This is a genomic window from Bradyrhizobium sp. AUGA SZCCT0222 (genome assembly GCF_018130205.1).
Classification (GTDB): Bacteria; Pseudomonadota; Alphaproteobacteria; order Rhizobiales; family Xanthobacteraceae; genus Bradyrhizobium.
The window spans coordinates 24,126-42,322 of the sequence record NZ_JAFCLX010000005.1 but is presented as its reverse complement, the minus strand read 5'-3'; the positions used below and the strand labels follow the sequence as shown (position 1 = coordinate 42,322).

Below are 18,197 nucleotides of genomic sequence, written 5' to 3'. Positions count from 1 at the left end.
TGCCCACCCTACGCAGCTCGCAATGACGGGATTATCCTATGATTCGTCGTATTCCTTCACCGCCTTCTTCGACGCCAGCGTGCGCCAGTGCCGGCGCAGCAGCGGCTCGACGATGGTGCGCTTGGCCTTCGAGAGGCAAATCAGCACGATAGGATAATCGCGGTAGTGGTCGGTGAAGTAAAAAATCCCCGGCTGGCTTTCGACCAGCATCTCGCGCTCGCCATGGGGAACGCCGAACACGACAAGACTGTCATGGTCTTCGCGGAGCCGCGCCAGCAGCTTCTTGCGCACCTTCAGCGCCGGTGTGCCGTAGGACGTGCCGTCCTCGACCTCGTCCCACAGCAGCGCGAACGTCCTGACGTCGTCGAAGGTCACGCTTTCTCAATGCACCGACGTGAAAAACCGCGCCATGCGAAAGCCGGACAGCCAGGTCCAGACCGGCTGGCTGCGGATGCCGAGATCCCAGGAGCCGACCACAGCGTCGGCGCGGCCGATCAAATTGTCGGTCGGCAACAGGCCGACGCCGCCGTCGCGCACCGCGACGCGGCTGTCGGCGGAATTGTCCCTGTTGTCGCCGAGCACGAACAGTTTTCCCGTCGGCACGGTTACCTCTGGCGTGTTGTCGAGCCGGCCGTTGTCGCGCATCTTGAAGATCGCATGCGTGACCCCGTTTGGCAGCGTCTCGACATAGCGATAGGCCTTTTCGCTGCCGCCGCGGTCGTCTTCGGCTTCACCCACGCCATCCGGCTTCAAGGTCGCAGCATGGTCGTTGATGAAGAGCTGGCCCTGCCGCATCTGGATGCGGTCGCCGGGCAGCCCGACCACGCGCTTGACCCAGGCCTGCGAGCGGTCGCCGGGCCAGCGGAACACGACGACGTCGCCGCGCTTGGGCGTCTCGCCGAACAGGCGGCCGGTTTCCGGCAGCGTGATCTGGATCGGCAGCGACGCCGCGCCGTAGCCATAGGGGAATTTTGACGCCAGCAGCGCGTCGCCGATCAGCAGCGTCGGCTCCATCGAACCGGACGGTACGTAAAACGGTTCGGCCAAGGCGCCCTTGGCGACGAACACCACCATCACGATGGCGGCGAGTTGCGCGACCTGCGCGCGCCAACTCGAAGGTTTTGCGACCGTGGTTTCGTTTTCGCTCGTCACTAGCCGGTTCCTCCGACCGTAATGCGCTCCATCCGCAGCGTCGGCTGGCCGACGCCAACCGGCACGCCCTGGCCGTTCTTGCCGCAGGTGCCGATGCCGGTATCGAGCGAGAGGTCGTTGCCGACCATGGTGATGCGATGCAGGTCGGTCGGGCCGTTGCCGATCAGCATCGCGCCCTTCAGGGGCGCGCCGATCTTGCCGTTCTCGATCTTGTAGGCCTCGGTGCATTGGAACACATATTTGCCCGAGGTGATGTCGACCTGGCCGCCGCCGAAATTCGCGGCGTAGATGCCGTTCTTTACTGAGGCCAGGATTTCGGCGGGGTCGCGCCCGCCCGACAGCATGTAGGTGTTGGTCATGCGCGGCATCGGCACATGGGCGTAGCTCTGGCGCCGTCCGTTGCCGGTCGGCTTCATGTTCATCAGCCGGGCGTTCTGGCGGTCCTGCATGTAGCCGACCAGAATGCCGTCCTCGATCAGCACGGTGCGGTTGGTCGGCGTGCCCTCGTCGTCGATCGACAGCGAGCCGCGCCGCGAGGCCATGGTGCCGTCGTCGACCACGGTGACGCCCTTGGCGGCGACCTGCTTGCCCATCAGGCCTGCGAAAGCCGAGGTCTGCTTGCGGTTGAAATCGCCCTCGAGCCCGTGGCCGACCGCTTCATGCAGCATGACGCCGGGCCAGCCGGCCCCCAGCACCACGTCCATTTCGCCGGCGGGGGCGGGAACCGATTCCAGATTGACCAGCGCTTCGCGGATCGCGCCGTCGGCGGCATCGCGCCAGGCCTTGGTCTCGATGAAGCGCGCATAGCCCTCGCGGCCGCCATAGCCCTTGCTGCCGCTTTCCTGCCGGTCGCCCTGGCCGGCAACCACGGAAACATTGACCCGCACCAGGGGGCGGATGTCGCGGTAGCTTTCGCCGTCGGGCCGCAGGATTTCCACCACCTGCCAGGTGGCGCTGAGGCTGGCCGTCACCTGCCGCACGCGCGGGTCCTTGTCGCGCACATAGGCGTCGATTTCGGCGAGCAGCTTCACCTTGGCCTCAAAACCCGGCGCATCCAGCGGATTGTCGTCGCCATAGAGTCTCACATTGGTGTGAGCGGGGGCGGCGGCAAAGCTGCCGGAATAGCCGCCACGGACCGCTGCGACCGCGTCCGCAGCGCGGATCAGCGCCGGCAGCGAGACGTCGGAGGAATGCGCGTAACCGACCGCGTCGTCCTTGACCGCACGCAGGCCAAAACCCTGCGAAGTGTCGTAGGTCGCCTGCTTCAGCCTTCCATTGTCGAACATCAGCGCTTCGGTCTGGCCATATTCCAGGAACAATTCGCCGTCGTCGGCGCCTTCGAGCCCGCGCGCGATCTCCCGGCGGACGGAATCGCGGTCGAGGTTGGCGCGGTCGATCAGGGAGGTTGTAGCGGGGGAGTTGGTCATTACATTCAGTCCGTTGTCGGAGGGGTGCAACCAAGATAGTTGTTTCCTCGTAGTTTCGCGAGAGGCTGGATCAACACGTTGCAGGCACGATGGCTACGATCGAAATTGTTCCGATAACGCAAGGCCATATCGACAGCTTTCACCGGACCCTCGATATCGTGGCGCGGGAGCGGCGCTATCTGTCCTTCCTGGAGGCCCCGCCGCTGGAAGCGACGCGGGCGTTCATTCTCGACATCATCGAACAGGGTTATCCGCAATTTGTCGCGCTGTCGGGCGGTGAAGTCATCGGCTGGTGCGACGTGACCCCGAAGCCAAGGCCGATTTATGCCCATAACGGCGTTCTCGGCATGGGCCTTTTGCCGCAATTCCGGGGGCGGGGCATCGGCAAGCGCCTGATCGCGCAGGCGCTCGGCGCCGCACAGGCCTTCGGGCTGCAGCGGGTCGAACTGACGGTCCGGGAAAACAACGTGAACGCGATCGCGCTCTACAAGAAGGTCGGCTTCGAGATCGAAGGCGTGCAGCGCGAGGCCATCCTGGTCGATGGCAGCTACGAAAACCTGATTTTGATGGGGCTGCTGTTCTAGCGGCAGGGCCAAGAAAAACCTGACGGCGAAAACCTGACGGCGAAAATCTGACGACGCCCAATCAGATCAGGGTTAGTGCTGGCGGCGCCCGGTTGCCAATCCTGACGCCGCGTCTCGCGGGGACTTCACACTGTGCTCGACGCGCACGATTTCAAACCATTTGCCGCCGGATACGATGTCGAGTTGCTCCCCGGTCAGCTCGCTTTTCGCAGCGTCTGCACGGGTCTCGAACGTTTGGTCATTCGTCATGGCGGTCTCCTCCGCGTTGATGGGGAAACCTTGGCGGGATTGCCGTTGCCTCGGCTGTGAGCGAGGTCACTGTGTCGTTCCGCGTCATTGCGACCCGGTGGCTCGCAATGACGGGGGGATCTACCTTGGCGGCGCTTTTTTGTCGGCGGAAGAACCCTTGGGCTGCGCCGTGGTCGGAAAGCCTAAGCGAAGCGGACGTTGAGGCGAGCGCCCGGCCCCTCACGGCAGCTTGTCATACCCCTCGCCGATCCCGTTCAGGCTCAGCGGAAAGCCGATGCCCTCTTCCGGGGTCTCGAAGATAATGAAGGTCGCGGTCTTGGCGGTGCGGAGCTGGCCGAGCAGTTTTTCGTCCATCACGACCTCGGCAACGCACCCATTGGGCAGGCAGCGGACAAAACCGGCGCGGCCGACGTCCTGATTGTCCAGTTTCAGGCCGAGCCCGGAGGGCAGCAGCACGCCCAAGGGGGCCACCACCCGCATCAGCTTGCTCTTCTGGTCGGCGGTCTTGAGCACGATCACGGTGAGGCCGGCGTTGGAGCGGTCTTCGGCTACCACGCTCTGGATCAGGGCGCATTGCTCGCCCTGGGCGCCCGGCGGGGTGTCGCAGCGGATCTGCCAGTCGCCATGGACCGAGCGCACCGCGCCCTGGGCGCTGGCAGCCTCCGTCAGGCCGAGCAGGAGCGCGGTGGCGAGCAGTCCGCCCAGCCAGCGGCCTGGCCCTGGCTTGCGTCCTGCCTGATGTTTCGAACGCCTCATCCGGGTCGATCCTCTGAATGATTACTCGGACTGATACGTAATGACGGCGCCTTGAAGGCGGTCTTTCGCTAAATCTCGAAGCAATTCCCAAGCCTGATGCCAAGCCTAATACTAAGCCGGGAAGGGTGCTTCAGCGGCGAATCAGGTCCCCGCGGCGCACCCTGCCTTTGCGTACATCCAGTAATCCGCCTGTCAAGCGGCGCAGCTGGACAAAAAGGCGGGTTTTGCCTGATTCACCGGGAAAACCTGACATGCAGAGATTAGCCGGTGACGCATGGCTTTGGTCCCCACTACTGCATTGCGAGAGCCTGCGAATTATGGTTTGAGAGGCTGGATTTCGAAGCGTTCTAGCGATTTGGCCCCGGTACTTTTGAGGTGTGCATCCAAGCCACCTCCGGCGGGCTGTTTGTAGGGGCGGATCGTGCGGCATTTCCGGCCATCCGGCGGGGATGCTTTGGGGATTTATCAAGGGAGCGCGAGCGGCATGAAGATGTCGAAGGGCCAGATTGGCCGGCGGTTGCTGGGATTTGCGGTGGCGGGCATGGCCCTTGTCGCCGGCGGTACGGCGTCAGCCGAATTGGGGCAGCCAGCGCCGTGGGAATGGACCCTGCAGGAATCAGCCTCGCCGGTCATGGACTACATCATCTGGTTCCATAACTGGCTGTTCGTCACCATCACCATCATCACGCTGTTCGTGCTGGTGCTGCTGGTGATGGTTGTTGTGAAATTCAACGCCAAGGCCAATCCGGTCCCCTCCAAGACCACCCACAACACCCTGATCGAAGTGGCCTGGACCCTGATCCCGGTGCTGATTCTGGTCGCGATCGCGGTGCCGTCGTTCCGGTTGCTGTTTCTGCAGCTCGACGTGCCGAAGGCCGATCTCACCATCAAGGCGACCGGCAAGCAGTGGTACTGGAGCTACGCCTATCCCGATCACGGCAAGTTCGAGTTCGATTCGCTGATGGCCGCGGACAAGAAGCCCCGGCTGCTCGGCGTCGACAATGAGATGGTGGTGCCGGTCAACAAGGTGGTCAAGGTTCTGACCACGGGTGCGGACGTCATCCACGCCTTCGCGGTGCCGGCCTTCGGCATCAAGATCGACGCCATCCCCGGCCGTCTGAACGAGACCTGGTTCAAGGCCACCAAGACCGGGATGTTCTACGGCCAGTGCTCCGAACTGTGCGGCAAGGATCACGCCTTCATGCCCATCGCGGTGCGGGTCGTGAGCGATCAGGAATTCGCGGCCTGGGTGGAAACCGCGAAGAAGAAATATGCGACCAACCCGGCGAATTCGTACGCCTCGGCTGGTGGCGCGGTGGCGCAGTAAGCGGGCAGCTTCAAGCGCAACGGGACAAGGGCGACGGGACCGCAAGGTCCGAAAAGGGACTGCAAGGCAGGATTTGAACATGGCAACAGGCGCAGCGACACACCACGATCACGCCCATGATGACCACGCGCACGCACATCCGACCGGATGGCGGCGCTTCGTCTATTCGACGAACCACAAGGACATCGGCACGATGTACCTGGTGTTCGCGGTCATCGCCGGCGTCATTGGCGCGGCGATGTCGATCGCGATCCGCATCGAGCTGATGTATCCCGGCGTCCAGCTGTTCCACGAAGCCCATACCTACAACGTGTTCGTGACCTCGCACGGCCTGATCATGATCTTCTTCATGGTGATGCCGGCGATGATCGGCGGCTTCGGCAACTGGTTCGTGCCGCTGATGATCGGTGCGCCCGACATGGCGTTCCCGCGCATGAACAACATCTCGTTCTGGCTGCTGCCGGCCTCGTTCGCGCTGCTCCTGATGTCCACCTTCGTCGAGGGTGAGCCGGGCGCCAACGGCGTCGGCGCGGGCTGGACCATGTACGCGCCGCTGTCGACCTCGGGCCATCCGGGACCGGCGGTCGATTTCGCGATCCTGGCGCTGCATCTGGCCGGCGCCTCGTCGATCCTCGGCGCCATCAACTTCATCACCACCATCTTCAACATGCGCGCGCCGGGCATGACCCTGCACAAGATGCCGCTGTTCGTCTGGTCGATCCTGGTCACCGTTTTCCTGCTGCTGTTGTCGCTGCCGGTGCTGGCCGGTGCGATCACCATGCTGCTCACCGACCGCAATTTCGGCACCACCTTCTTCTCCGCCGACGGCGGCGGCGACCCGCTGCTGTTCCAGCATCTGTTCTGGTTCTTCGGCCATCCCGAAGTCTACATCCTGATCCTGCCCGGCTTCGGCATGGTCAGCCAGATCGTCTCGACCTTCTCCAAGAAGCCCGTGTTCGGCTATCTCGGCATGGCCTACGCCATGGTCGCGATCGGCGGCATCGGCTTCGTGGTGTGGGCGCACCACATGTACACGGTCGGCATGTCCAGCGCGACGCAGGCCTATTTCGTCGCCGCCACCATGGTGATCGCGGTGCCGACCGGGGTGAAGATCTTCTCCTGGATCGCCACGATGTGGGGCGGCTCGATCGAGTTCAAGACGCCGATGCTGTGGGCGATCGGCTTCATCTTCCTGTTCACGCTCGGTGGCGTCACCGGCGTCGTGCTGGCCAATGCCGGCGTCGACCGCGTGCTGCAGGAAACCTATTACGTCGTCGCGCACTTCCACTACGTGCTGTCGCTCGGCGCCGTGTTCGCGATCTTCGCCGGCTGGTACTACTGGTTCCCGAAGATGTCCGGCTACATGTACTCGGAAACCATCGGCAAGCTGCACTTCTGGGTCACCTTCATCGGCGTCAACCTGGTGTTCTTCCCGCAGCACTTCCTTGGCCTGTCAGGCATGCCGCGCCGCTACATCGACTATCCGGATGCGTTCGCCGGCTGGAACCTGGTGTCCTCGCTCGGCTCCTACGTTTCGGGCTTTGGCGTGCTGATCTTCATCTATGGCGTGATCGATGCCTTCATCAAGAAGGAGCAGGCGGCGGATAATCCGTGGGGCCCCGGCGCCACCACGCTGGAATGGACGCTGTCGTCGCCGCCGCCGTTCCACCAGTTCGAAGTGCTGCCGCGGGTGCAATAAACCTCCAATTCGCGGCGCGCTCCTTCGGGCGCGCCGCGGCCTAGAACCTAGCGAGATCAATCTTGTCGGTCGTCGATCACAACGCCATCGAGTTGCCCCGGATTTCCGAGGCCGAGGTCGGCGACTACCTCGCGCTGCTGAAGCCGCGGGTGATGTCGCTGGTGATCTTCACCGCACTGGTCGGCCTCGTGATCGCGCCCGGCCATATCCACCCGATCCTGGCGTTCACTTCCATCCTCTGCATCGCGGTCGGCGCCGGCGCCTCCGGTGCGCTGAATATGGCCTATGAGGGCGATATCGACGCGTTGATGTCGCGCACCGCCAACCGGCCGATCCCGCGCGGCCGCATCACGCGCGAAGAGGCGACCGCGTTCGGGCTGATCCTGGCGTTCTTCTCGGTGATGACGCTCGGCATCCTCGTCAACTGGCTCGCGGGCGGGCTCTTGGCGTTCACGATCTTCTTCTATGTCGTGATCTACACCATGCTCCTGAAGCGCTGGACCGCGCAGAACATCGTGATCGGCGGCGCGGCCGGCGCACTGCCGCCTGTCGTGGCGTGGGCCGCGGCGACCGGCTCGCTGTCGATGGAGCCGGTGCTGCTGTTCCTGATCATCTTCTTCTGGACCCCGCCGCATTTCTGGGCGCTGGCGCTGTTCCGCAGCGACGATTATGCCCGTGCCGGCGTGCCGATGCTGCCGGTCGTTGCCGGCCCCGACGCGACCCGGCTGCAGATACTGCTCTATACGGTCGTTTTGGTCGCGATCGCTGTCGCCCCCTGGCCGCTCGGCTATTTCGACGCGATCTATGGCATCACCTCGCTGGTGCTCGGCGCCGGCATGATGGCGCTGGCGATCAACGTCTACCGCCGCCGCGAAGGTACCGAGGCGCTGCGTGCGACCAGGCGGCTGTTTGCTTTCTCGATCCTTTACCTGTTCGCGCTGTTCGCGACGCTGCTGCTCGAAGTCGTGGTGCGCGGCGTCATGGCTTTGATCGGGTAGGGGGCGCATGGGACCGGAATGGACGACAAGCGGATGCCAGATGGAATCGTCCTCACCGAGGCGCAGAAAAGAAGCCGGCGCCAGCGGTCGGTCGCGATTGCGCTCGCGCTCCTCGTGCTCGTCGTGCTGTTCTTCGCCGTCACCATGGTCAAGGGGCCGGCCGTTCTAGTTCGGCCCATGTAAACTGGAAATGTAGGGTGGTGGAGATGGCAAACCAACCGATCGCGCAAGGGGAACCGGAGGCAAGCCGCAAGGCTTCGCGCCGCGGCCTGACGCGCGATGCGATGGTGGCCTCGATCTGCGGTTTCGTCGTGGTGTTCATGGTCGGCGCAGCCTATGCCGCCGTTCCTTTCTATAACTGGTTCTGCCGCGCCACCGGCTTCAACGGCACTACCCAGGTCGCCACCTCGGCGCCTTCGCAGGGCCCGCTGGCGCGCAAGATCTCGGTGCGGTTCGATGCCAATGTCGGCGCCGGCCTGCCGTGGAAGTTCGAGCCGGAGCAGAACGAGATCGAGGTCAGGATCGGCGAGGTCGTCACCGTATTTTATAATGTGACCAACCAGGCGGCGCGACCCACGGTCGGCCAGGCCGCGTACAACGTGACCCCGCTGACGGTCGGCGCATACTTCCAGAAGATCAACTGCTTCTGCTTCACCGAACAGACCATGGCGCCGGGCGAGAAGCGCGAGATGCCGGTCGTGTTCTACGTCGATCCGGCGCTGATCGCCGACAGCGAAAATGACGGGCTGAACACCATCACGCTGTCCTACACCTTCTATCCCGTGCGTGATCCGGCGCCGAAGCCAGTGGCTTCGGGCGAGCCGGACAAGCGCAAGGGAAGCCTGTAACTTTGGGAATTTCGGCCTTTCGAAATTCCCAACTTTGAATTTTTGAGACGAAGATGTGCCGAAGGATACGGCACCGCTAACGGAGAGACCGCAATGGCTACGGCGCACGCGAAGCATCACGACTACCACCTCGTCGATCCGAGCCCGTGGCCGGTCGTCGGCTCGATCTCGGCCTTCATCATGGCCGTCGGCGCCGTCGGCTGGATGCACCATATGTACGCGGCGGCGCCGATCGTGTTCGGTGTCGGCACCATCGGCGTGCTCTACACCATGGCGAGCTGGTGGGGCGACGTGATCCGCGAAGCCCAGTTCAAGGGCGACCACACCCGCGTGGTGCAGATCAGCCACCGTTACGGCATGATCCTGTTCATCGCCTCCGAGGTGATGTTCTTCGTCGCGTGGTTCTGGGCGTTCTTCAATTCCGCGCTGTTCCCGGCCGATGCCATCCACGCCACCCGCGACGCGGTGTTCGGCTGTGGCGCCGGCACCGCGGCGGGCGCCTGCAGCGTGCCGGGCACCTGGCCGCCGAAGGGCATCGAGACCTTCGACCCCTGGCATCTGCCGCTGCTCAACACGCTCTTGCTGCTGACCTCGGGCACCACGGTGACCTGGGCGCATCACGCGCTGCTGGAAGGCGATCGCAAGGGCCTGAAATACGGCCTGATCCTCACCGTCGTGCTCGGCGCGCTGTTCACCTGCGTGCAGGCCTATGAATACGCCCACGCCACATTCCACTTCTCCGGCAACATGTATGGCGCGACCTTCTTCATGGCGACCGGCTTCCACGGTTTCCACGTGCTGGTCGGCACCGTGTTCCTGCTGGTCTGCCTGTTCCGCGCCTATGCCGGACACTTCACGCCGACCCAGCATCTCGGCTTCGAATTCGCCGCCTGGTACTGGCACTTCGTCGACGTGGTCTGGCTGTTCCTGTTCATCTGCATCTATGTCTGGTTCCGCGGCGCTGACGCTGTCGGGCACGCCGCGCATTGATCTGGCATCATTTGGTTACAAGAGGGCGGCCGCAGGGCCGCCCTTTTTCTTTCGTTTGCCTTTTGGGCTAACGATCGGGATGCGTGTATCGCCGGGCGTTAACCATCCTCATGCCGACACGGTCACCGACGGGTGAAGTCTCGGATCTTGACAGCATGGAGACCGGTTCAGCGCTGGCCGGAGCGGCTTGCCGGTTTGGGTAATCCTTCTGCGCACTCACTCTTGCGTCGTCCCCCGAATACTCTGAACAGGCTACCGGGCGGTCGGGGGAGCTCCCGCGCGTGCCGATAGACTGAACGATTAACGCCGGAAGATATTGAACATCGCGAATTTCGAAAATTGGAGGAGCCGCCTTTTGGCGGCGACGCTCGTGCCGAAGAGTAGCAAGCGCGATTGGATCGCGGGCGCACACCCGGACGAGGTATCGATCTTTTCCCAGCCCTGGTTCGTAGATATCGCGTACCGGAAGGAGCACCGGGTAGCCAAAGCATTCAACAGAGCCGGCAAGCTGATATGCGCTTTTCCGTATTGCCAAACAAACGTACTGGGCATTTTTCCAAGGATAACAAGTTTAGATAACTGGAGACGGCTCAGCTCATTCGTCTTTCTCGACAAGCACATAAGTGATGAAGAGAAACGAGGTGCGATTGCCGATATTATAAAGCAGCTACCTAGATCGATTGGTTACTGCCAATTCATCCTGGATGATGATTCCGGCATCATTCGCGATGCGTTCATCAAAGCCGGGTTTGAATGCATCAAAATACCCAAATACGTCCGTTCACCCAGCAAACAAAATTATGAGCGTGACGCGTATGCGCAAGCCAGAGAAAAAGTACTGAAAACCATTTCAAGAGACGGAAGAACTAGATACAGAACCGTATTGGAACAAGCTAAAATAGAGGATATCTCGGCGTCTGACTTTTGTAAATTTTACCAGAGCAATCTTACCAGTAATGGCGCGCAGAGCTATGCCCCGCTGAGCATTGCAGAGGCACTCATCGAGAATGGTGTCCGTCGTCAGAAAGCGTTCGCGCTTGCGGTAAAAGACAAGGACGGCATAGAAGCCGCCGCCGCTTTTCTGTTTGATTCAGGAGCGATCTATGCGTGGATGGCAACCAGAAAGTATCATCCGCAAAGCACGAAATTTCGTGGTGATGACAAACATAAAAAGTACTTCATTGATATATTGGTCATCGAAGCCATGATCTTCGCGGAATTGCATGGCCTAATTTATGATGCCGAAATTGTTCCTGTTGAAACAGACGGCGCCCCCAGGAATCTGCACAAGGTTTTTGTCAACGAGAAGATACTTCACCTTTCGAAAAGAGAATCCAGATTTCTTTTCCAAAGAGTGGGGTGGTGGTATCACGGGGCAAGGCGGTTTTTTTACACGGCGAGGGATTTTTGCAAAGCGACCGGTTGATATGATCGGATGACGCTCAACCCGACCGTCGGGGGCCGATCCTTGCGAGGCGCCACCGCTGGCGTCGCGCCGCGCTTCCTGGAAAGTTCATTCAAGCTGCTCCAAATTGCTCTTCAAGGCTGATGCTGGTCCTGTGGCCGCCCACCACGGGCGGCAAACCGCCACCATCCGTAGCCTTCCGGATATGTCGGCGCAGGAATGTTGCTCGTCGGCTACCAACACCCCGATGCCGGTCGCCTGGCGAGGCGGACGCGTTGGCAAGAGTGGAGCAGGGTTCCGCATGCTCGACCGAAATGTCCCGACTGTGGCTTGAACGATACATCTGGGCACGATGAACCCGTCTAAGCTTTGGTTGTGCTGTTCAACGAGTGCTCGGGGCCTTCTATGAAAAAACTTGCTTTGGCAGTATCCGTTCTCGCGGCCAGCGCCATGGGCGCATCCGCTGCCGACATGGCTGTGAAAGCCCCTCGGTATAACGCGCCCGAAGCAGTGGTTTCGACCTGGACAGGCTTTTATATTGGAGCCTCGCTCGGCGGCGAGCAGGCCAACGCCAATTGGACCACGACGTCGATTGGCGTTGTCGCGCCGGGCTTTGTAATTCCTCCCCCAACGGTAGACGGTAGTTCGCCTCGAGGCTTTCGCTCCTCAAACGGTCGCTACGGCGGCTTTGCAGGATACGACTATCAGTTCGCGCCTCAATGGGTTGCCGGCATTGTTCTCGATGCCGCGTATTTTGATGGTACCGTCACGACGGTGGGCGCGCCCGGCTGCACGGTCACCTGCATTCTGGGTGTCCCGGGCCCCGGCCTCAACGTATCGAGCGTGAAAGCTCGATGGGATGCGAATGTGCGGGGTCGGCTCGGATATCTGGTAGCTCCCAATGTTCTGCTCTATGGGACTGGCGGTATCGCGTTCCAGAACTTCTCCAACTCCATAACCTGCGAAACCAGCTTTACTGATCCGCTTTGCGGACCAACGCCAATCCCGCTTCTTACGACGGCGACGAACAGCTCCACCCGAACGGGCTGGACGGCCGGAGTCGGCATCGACGCGAAAATCTTCGCAAACTGGATGCTTCGTGCTGAGTATCGTTACTCGGACTTCGGAACGTGGAGCAATTCGCTGGTGCTGGTATCCCCCGGTGTTTCAGTTGTGACGGTAGCCACGGATTTGAAACTCAATACGCACATTGGAATGATAGGACTTGCGTACCGGTTTGGTGGTCCCGTCGTTGCAAGGTACTGAGTTCTCCAAACTTTCCATCCATTAAGGTCATGCACACCTCCCGTTTGTGCCGCTTGGGGCAGTCGCTTCAAGGGCGCGTTGCGTGCGATTTTCCAGTGATGCAGAACGCGTCTGGCGGGCCATGGTGTCCTCAAGATGTTCCGAATATGGGAGTGGAGGAACACGGAGCCCGCTGTCGCGCAGCGTAGATAAAATTAGCAAATACAATTACTTAGTAGAGTTGCGTGGATCTGCATAGAGCGCTATGGAGTGCACTTTCTCCCTTGCGGGAGAAGGTGGATACAAATGACCGAGACGCTTCCCACGCTGACCGAGAGCGCATTGCGCGGTATCGCTTGCCGCTGCCCGCGCTGCGGCAAGGGCAAGCTCTATGCGGGCTTCATCGATTTGCGACCGAACTGCGAGGCCTGCGGGCTCGATTACGCCTTCATCGACGCCGGCGACGGGCCGGCGATCTTCATCATCATGATCGCCGGTGCGATCGTGGTCGGATCGGCCTTGATCGTGGAGATCAAATACCAGCCGCCGTTCTGGCTGCACGCGGCGCTGTGGCTACCGCTGATTCTGGCGACCACGCTGTTGCCGCTGCGCTCGATGAAGTCGCTGCTGATCGCGCTGCAGTACCATCACAAGGCCGCGCCCGGCCGCCTGATCGACCGCGAGCCGAAATGACCGGCGTTGTTGCGCGGCGGCGTGGTACGCTCGGCTTTGCCATCTTCACGCTCGTGATGATCGTGACCTGCCTCAGTCTCGGGATCTGGCAATTGCAGCGGCGCGTCCAGAAGCACGCGCTGATCGCCGCCTTGAACGAAAGGCTGGCCGATGCGCCCAAGGCGCTGCCGGAACAGGCGCAATGGGGCACGCTGACACCGGCCAAAGACGAATTCCGCCGCGTCAGTTTCACCGGAACTTACGCGCGGCTTCCCGATGTGATGGTCTATAGCTCCGGCTCTTCGGTCCGTAACGACGTGTCCGGCCCGGGCACCTGGGCGTTCCTGCCGGCGCAAACCGCCGATGGGGCAATCGTCGCGGTCAATACCGGCTTCGTGCAGAACACGATGCAGGACCGTGCCCAGGAAGACCGCGCGGTCGGCCGTCTCGTCACCGGCCAGCCGGTCAAATTCACCGGCTATCTCCGTTTTCCCGAAGCCGCCGGCACGCTGACGCCGTCGGAAAATATCACCAAGCGGCTGTGGTTCACCCGCGATCATCTTGCGATGGCGCGCGCGCTCGGCTGGGGCGAGGGCGGCAAGAATGTCGCGCCGTTTTATATCGATCTGGAATCCCCTCGGCCCGAGAGCGGCATTCCGAAACCGGGGCCGCTCAATGTCCATCTCAAGGACGACCACATGCAATACGCCATCACCTGGTTCAGCCTGGCGGCCGCGGTCGTGATCGCCTTCGGCGTGTGGTGGCGCGCGCAAAGGCGGGGCGCAGCTTCGTAGCTTCGTGGTGTCGTAGGGTGGGTTAGCGGAGCGTAACCCACCATCCTCGTCCCTTACTCGGTGGGTTACGCCTTCGGCTAACCCACCCTACGAAGCCACTGTATTTTTTCTTGAAATAGCTTCATAGGGTGGGTCGGGTAGCGTAACCCGCCGTCTCCGTCTTCGCCCTTGGTGCGTGGAATGTGTCGGCAGAGATTCGATGACCATGACCGAGACGTTGAAAGCTTCCCTCGCGCACCTGCCGGTTACCCTTGGCGATATCGAGACGGCGGCAGGCGTGCTCACCGGCTTCGTGAAGCGGACGAGCTTCGAGCCCAGCCGTACGTTGTCCGACATCACGGGCGCGAACATATGGCTTAAATTCGAAAACCTGCAGTTTACGGCGACATTCAAGGAGCGCGGCGCGCTCAATCGGCTGTCTGCGTTATCGGCCGACGAACGGCGGCGCGGTGTGACAGCGGCCTCGGCGGGCAACCACGCACAGGGCGTGGCCTATCACGCGGCCCGCCTCTCGATCCCTGCAACCATCTTCATGCCGGTGGGCACACCGATGGTGAAGATCGAGAACACGCGCCGGCACGGTGCGACCGTGATCGAGGGTGGGGCGACGCTGGAGGATACCGCCACGCTCGCCACCGACTACGGTCGGAAACAGGGTTTGACGTATATCCATCCCTATGACGATCCCAAGATCATCGCGGGTCAGGGTACTATCGCGCTCGAGATGCTGGCTTCGGTGCCCGATCTCGACGTCCTGGTCGTTCCAATCGGGGGCGGCGGCCTGATATCCGGCATGGCCGTTGCGGCCAAGAGCCTCAAGCCGGATATCGAGATCGTCGGCGTTCAGGCCGCGCTTTATCCCTCGATGTACAACCTCATCAAGGGAAAACATCTTGCGATGCGCGGTGATACGCTCGCGGAGGGCATTGCCGTCAAGGCGCCCGGTCAGATCACGTCTGACATCGTGCGCGCGCTCGTCGATGATATCGTACTCGTCACCGAACAGCAGATCGAGCACGCGTTGAGCCTTTTCATCACCATCGAGAAGTCGGTGACCGAAGGCGCGGGGGCGGCGGGCCTGGCGGCCGTCCTCGCCGATCAGGCCCGCTTCAAGGGCCGTTCGCTCGGCCTGGTGCTGAGCGGAGGCAATATCGACACGCGGCTCCTGTCCGGTGTACTGACGCGTCAACTTGCGAGGGAAGGCCGGCTTTCGAAGCTGAAGTTCGACATCGTGGATCGGCCCGGACAGCTCGGCACGGTTGTCGCCGTCCTGGCTAAGGCAGGCGCCAATATCGTCGAGGTGTCGCATCAACGCATCTTCACCGACCTGCCGGCCAAGGGGGTGGTGCTTGAGGTTGTCATCGAAACCCGAGACCGGACCCATCTTGAGGCGACCATCGCCTCACTGAAGGCCGCCGGCCTCGATGTCGTTGTCGGTGGCGACTAGGGGGCCGAAGCGTCGCTGCATGCATGACATGCAAGGGCTGGCTGGACCGTGGATTTCAAATGATGGATCATTCGCTACCGCAGTTCACGCCACAGGCCACCGATGTCCGACGCGCCCTCCGCCGATCCCGCACGCCCCCTGCTGTTCCAGCCGCTCAAAATCCGCGATCTGACGCTGAAGAATCGCCTGGTGGTGCCGCCGATGGTGCATTACCGCGCCGATCCGGGCGCGACCTGCGGCATGTTTCATCAGGTGCATCTCGGTCGTTACGCGCTCGGCGGTTTTGGTCTTGTCTTTGTCGAGGCCACCGGCGTCGAGGAAGTCGGCCTGATCAACGAGTTCGATCTCGGCATCTGGAACGAGGCCCAGGTCGAAAGTTTCAAGCCGCTGATCGCTTTCATGAAGCGCGAGAACACCGCGATCGGCCTTCAGCTCGCGCATGGCGGCCGCAAATCGTCCTCGCAAAAGGCGATGAACGGCATGGGGCCGCTCACACAAGAAGAGATCAAGGCCGGCGCCAAATTATGGCAGCCGGTCGGTCCGACCAGCGAGCCGGTGGCGCCGGGATGGCTGACGCCGCGCCAGCTCACCACCGAAGACTGCCGCGCCATGGTGAAGACCTGGGCCAACGCCGCAGGGAATGCGGTCAAGGCGGGCTTCGACGTGATCGAGGTTCATATGGCCCATGGCTATCTCTTGGCCTCGTTCCTGTCGCCGATTTCAAACACCCGCAACGACGAGTATGGCGGCGACCGCCAGGGGCGGATGCGGCTGCCGCTCGACATCGTCGAGGCTGTCAGGCGCGAAATGCCTGATACGATGCCGCTGTTCGTGCGCGTGTCCTCGGTCGATGGCGCGCAGAACGGCTGGAACATGGATGACACGGTGGCGCTGGCGCACGAGTTGAAAGCGCGCGGCGTCGACGTGGTCGACTGTTCCTCCGGCGGCATTTCCGGTTCGGCGACGGCCGCGCAGGTGCCGCGCGGCCTCGGTTTCCAGGTGCCTTATGCTGAAAGAGTCCGCAAGGAAGTCGACATCGCGACCATGGCTGTCGGGATCATCCTCGAAGCCGAGCAGGCCGAAGCGGTGCTGGAAAAAGGCCAGGCCGATCTGATCGCGGTCGGCCGGCAATCGCAGTACAACCCCAATATCGCCCATCACTGGGCCCATGATCTCGGCATCAACCGCAAGTTCGAGGACTGGGCGCCCGAATATGGCTGGTGGCTGGAAAAGCGAATCCGGACCATGGAAGGGTTTGCCAGCCCGACCGGCGCCGTGAAGCGGTGAGGGGGACGACACCCTCTTTCCGTCATTGCCGGGCTTGACCCGGCAATCCATCACCTTCGCAAGACTCTTTCGAAGAGGATGGATGGCGGCGTCAAGCCCGGCCATGACAAGATCGTGAGAGCACGATTACCCCGTAATCGGCAATTCCGTTTCCGGATCGAAGAAATGCAGCCGGCCGGGCTGGGCCGAGACGCGGACCTGATCGCCGCGCGCGATCACCGTTTCCGCGGGCACCCGGGCCACCGTGATGCCGTGGCTCCCGACGCGGGTCTCGAGCAGGATCTCGGAGCCGAGCTGCTCGACGACCTCGACATGGGCGTCAAAGCTTGCGTCCGGCGCGCCCTCGCCGAGGGCGAGATGTTCGGGCCGCGCCCCCATGATCACGGGCTTGTCATGATAGGCCGCGAGCGCACGCGCATCCGCGCCGCTAACCGTCAGCTTGAGGCCATCAGCCTCGACCGTCGTCGCGCCGCCATCGCTGCGCACGGTGACGCTGACAAAATTCATCGCCGGCGCGCCGATGAAGCCGGCGACGAACTTGTTGGCGGGCTTGCCGTAGACCTGCAGCGGCGTGCCGACCTGCTGCACCCGGCCGTCGCGCATGATCACGACCCGGTCGCCCAGCGTCATGGCCTCGACCTGGTCGTGGGTCACGAAAACAGACGTGGTCGGAATGGCGGCGTGCAGGCGCTTGATCTCGATCCGCATCTGCGCGCGCAGCTTGGCGTCCAGGTTCGACAGCGGCTCGTCGAACAAAAACACTTCGGGATTGCGCACGATGCAGCGGCCGAGCGCGACGCGCTGCTGCTGGCCGCCGGACAATTGCTTCGGTTTGCGCGCCAGCAATTCGTGCAGTCCGAGCATGTTTGCCGCGCGGTCGATCGCGGCCTTGATCTCGGTTTCCGAAGTCTTCTTGTTGCGCAGGCCGAAGGCGAGATTGTCGTAGACGCTCATGTGCTGATAGAGCGCGTAATTCTGGAACACCATCGCGATGTCGCGGTCGCGCGGCGGCAGGTCGTTGACGACCCGGTTGCCGATGCGGATGTCACCGCTACTGATGTCCTCCAGCCCCGCGATCATGCGCAGCGTCGTCGACTTGCCGCAGCCGGACGGGCCGACCAGCGCCACGAACTCCTTGTCGGCGATCTCGAGATCGACGTCCTTTACGGCGTGGAACAGCGAGCCATAATGCTTGTTGAGCTTGCTGAGTGAAATCGCTGCCATTTACCTGCCGTTACCCTACCAGAGCGTTTTCAAGCGAAGTGGATACCGGTTCGCGTGAAGAAAGCGCGTCAATAAAAAGATCCTGTTGACCCA

At 62.1% G+C, this 18,197-nt stretch carries 19 protein-coding genes; 13 read left to right on the top strand and 6 right to left on the bottom strand.

All coding sequences use genetic code 11. The features are described from left to right. Positions 1–36: 36 nt before the first annotated feature. Genes JQ629_RS05605 through tldD form a run of 3 tightly spaced genes read right to left on the bottom strand, consistent with a single transcriptional unit; the run spans position 37 to position 2,579 of the window. Positions 37–375, bottom strand: a complete 339-nt coding sequence (locus JQ629_RS05605; RefSeq protein WP_212411734.1) for an MmcQ/YjbR family DNA-binding protein — start codon at positions 373–375, stop codon at positions 37–39. A gap of 6 nt (positions 376–381) precedes the next feature. Beyond that, entirely contained in the window at positions 382–1,152 is a 771-nt protein-coding gene (gene lepB, locus JQ629_RS05600; RefSeq protein ID WP_349631211.1) for a signal peptidase I, read from the bottom strand. After that, complete coding sequence (gene tldD, locus JQ629_RS05595) at positions 1,152–2,579, bottom strand: metalloprotease TldD (RefSeq protein ID WP_212411732.1); 1,428 nt, start codon at positions 2,577–2,579, stop codon at positions 1,152–1,154. Before tldD ends, lepB begins: the two co-directional genes overlap by 1 nt. Positions 2,580–2,668: 89 nt before the next feature. Here tldD and JQ629_RS05590 point away from each other — a divergent pair, with 89 nt between their 5' ends. Continuing rightward, positions 2,669–3,163: a GNAT family N-acetyltransferase gene (locus tag JQ629_RS05590; RefSeq protein ID WP_212411730.1), complete on the top strand. Its 495-nt coding sequence runs from the start codon at positions 2,669–2,671 to the stop codon at positions 3,161–3,163. A gap of 72 nt (positions 3,164–3,235) precedes the next feature. Here the strand turns inward: JQ629_RS05590 and JQ629_RS05585 are convergent, their stop codons facing one another. Further along, the gene (locus JQ629_RS05585; protein ID WP_212411728.1) at positions 3,236–3,412 is read right to left on the bottom strand and encodes a hypothetical protein; all 177 of its coding nucleotides are present in this window, start codon (positions 3,410–3,412) and stop codon (positions 3,236–3,238) included. A gap of 219 nt (positions 3,413–3,631) precedes the next feature. Next, positions 3,632–4,168, bottom strand: a complete 537-nt coding sequence (locus JQ629_RS05580; RefSeq protein WP_249133544.1) for an invasion associated locus B family protein — start codon at positions 4,166–4,168, stop codon at positions 3,632–3,634. 484 nt (positions 4,169–4,652) lie between these two features. Here JQ629_RS05580 and coxB point away from each other — a divergent pair, with 484 nt between their 5' ends. The 12 genes from coxB to JQ629_RS05520 all read left to right on the top strand — a co-directional run bounded on the left by coxB (position 4,653) and on the right by JQ629_RS05520 (position 16,880). Further along, positions 4,653–5,495, top strand: a complete 843-nt coding sequence (gene coxB, locus JQ629_RS05575; RefSeq protein WP_212411726.1) for a cytochrome c oxidase subunit II — start codon at positions 4,653–4,655, stop codon at positions 5,493–5,495. Positions 5,496–5,574: 79 nt separating this feature from the next. Then, positions 5,575–7,194 (top strand): cytochrome c oxidase subunit I, encoded by a 1,620-nt coding sequence (ctaD, locus tag JQ629_RS05570; RefSeq protein ID WP_212411724.1) that lies wholly within the window; start codon positions 5,575–5,577, stop codon positions 7,192–7,194. 62 nt (positions 7,195–7,256) lie between these two features. After that, positions 7,257–8,192 carry a heme o synthase gene (locus JQ629_RS05565; protein ID WP_212411722.1) on the top strand — a complete coding sequence of 312 codons (936 nt, stop codon included), beginning with the start codon at positions 7,257–7,259 and terminating at the stop codon, positions 8,190–8,192. Positions 8,193–8,210: 18 nt separating this feature from the next. Beyond that, positions 8,211–8,375: a cytochrome c oxidase system small membrane protein gene (locus JQ629_RS05560; protein ID WP_192735385.1), complete on the top strand. Its 165-nt coding sequence runs from the start codon at positions 8,211–8,213 to the stop codon at positions 8,373–8,375. Between the two features lie 23 nt (positions 8,376–8,398). Then, complete coding sequence (locus tag JQ629_RS05555) at positions 8,399–9,040, top strand: cytochrome c oxidase assembly protein (protein ID WP_212411721.1); 642 nt, start codon at positions 8,399–8,401, stop codon at positions 9,038–9,040. Between the two features lie 93 nt (positions 9,041–9,133). Then, positions 9,134–10,030: a cytochrome c oxidase subunit 3 gene (locus tag JQ629_RS05550; protein ID WP_212411720.1), complete on the top strand. Its 897-nt coding sequence runs from the start codon at positions 9,134–9,136 to the stop codon at positions 10,028–10,030. 355 nt (positions 10,031–10,385) lie between these two features. Further along, complete coding sequence (locus tag JQ629_RS05545; protein WP_212411719.1) at positions 10,386–11,456, top strand: hypothetical protein; 1,071 nt, start codon at positions 10,386–10,388, stop codon at positions 11,454–11,456. Positions 11,457–11,840: 384 nt separating this feature from the next. Beyond that, a complete protein-coding gene (locus JQ629_RS05540; RefSeq protein WP_212411718.1) occupies positions 11,841–12,701 on the top strand; it encodes an outer membrane protein in 861 nt (286 codons plus the stop codon). Between the two features lie 285 nt (positions 12,702–12,986). Beyond that, entirely contained in the window at positions 12,987–13,373 is a 387-nt protein-coding gene (locus JQ629_RS05535) for a DUF983 domain-containing protein (RefSeq protein ID WP_212036687.1), read from the top strand. Then, positions 13,370–14,146 carry an SURF1 family protein gene (locus tag JQ629_RS05530; protein ID WP_212411717.1) on the top strand — a complete coding sequence of 259 codons (777 nt, stop codon included), beginning with the start codon at positions 13,370–13,372 and terminating at the stop codon, positions 14,144–14,146. The genes JQ629_RS05535 and JQ629_RS05530 overlap by 4 nt, the downstream gene beginning before the upstream one ends. Before the next feature lie 205 nt (positions 14,147–14,351). Then, positions 14,352–15,593: a threonine ammonia-lyase gene (locus tag JQ629_RS05525; protein ID WP_212411994.1), complete on the top strand. Its 1,242-nt coding sequence runs from the start codon at positions 14,352–14,354 to the stop codon at positions 15,591–15,593. 102 nt (positions 15,594–15,695) lie between these two features. Continuing rightward, complete coding sequence (locus tag JQ629_RS05520; RefSeq protein WP_212411716.1) at positions 15,696–16,880, top strand: NADH:flavin oxidoreductase/NADH oxidase; 1,185 nt, start codon at positions 15,696–15,698, stop codon at positions 16,878–16,880. Between the two features lie 126 nt (positions 16,881–17,006). Here JQ629_RS05520 and JQ629_RS05515 read toward each other — a convergent pair whose 3' ends face one another. After that, positions 17,007–18,104, bottom strand: coding sequence for an ABC transporter ATP-binding protein (locus tag JQ629_RS05515; protein ID WP_212411714.1), 1,098 nt, complete (start codon positions 18,102–18,104; stop codon positions 17,007–17,009). Positions 18,105–18,197: the final 93 nt, after the last annotated feature.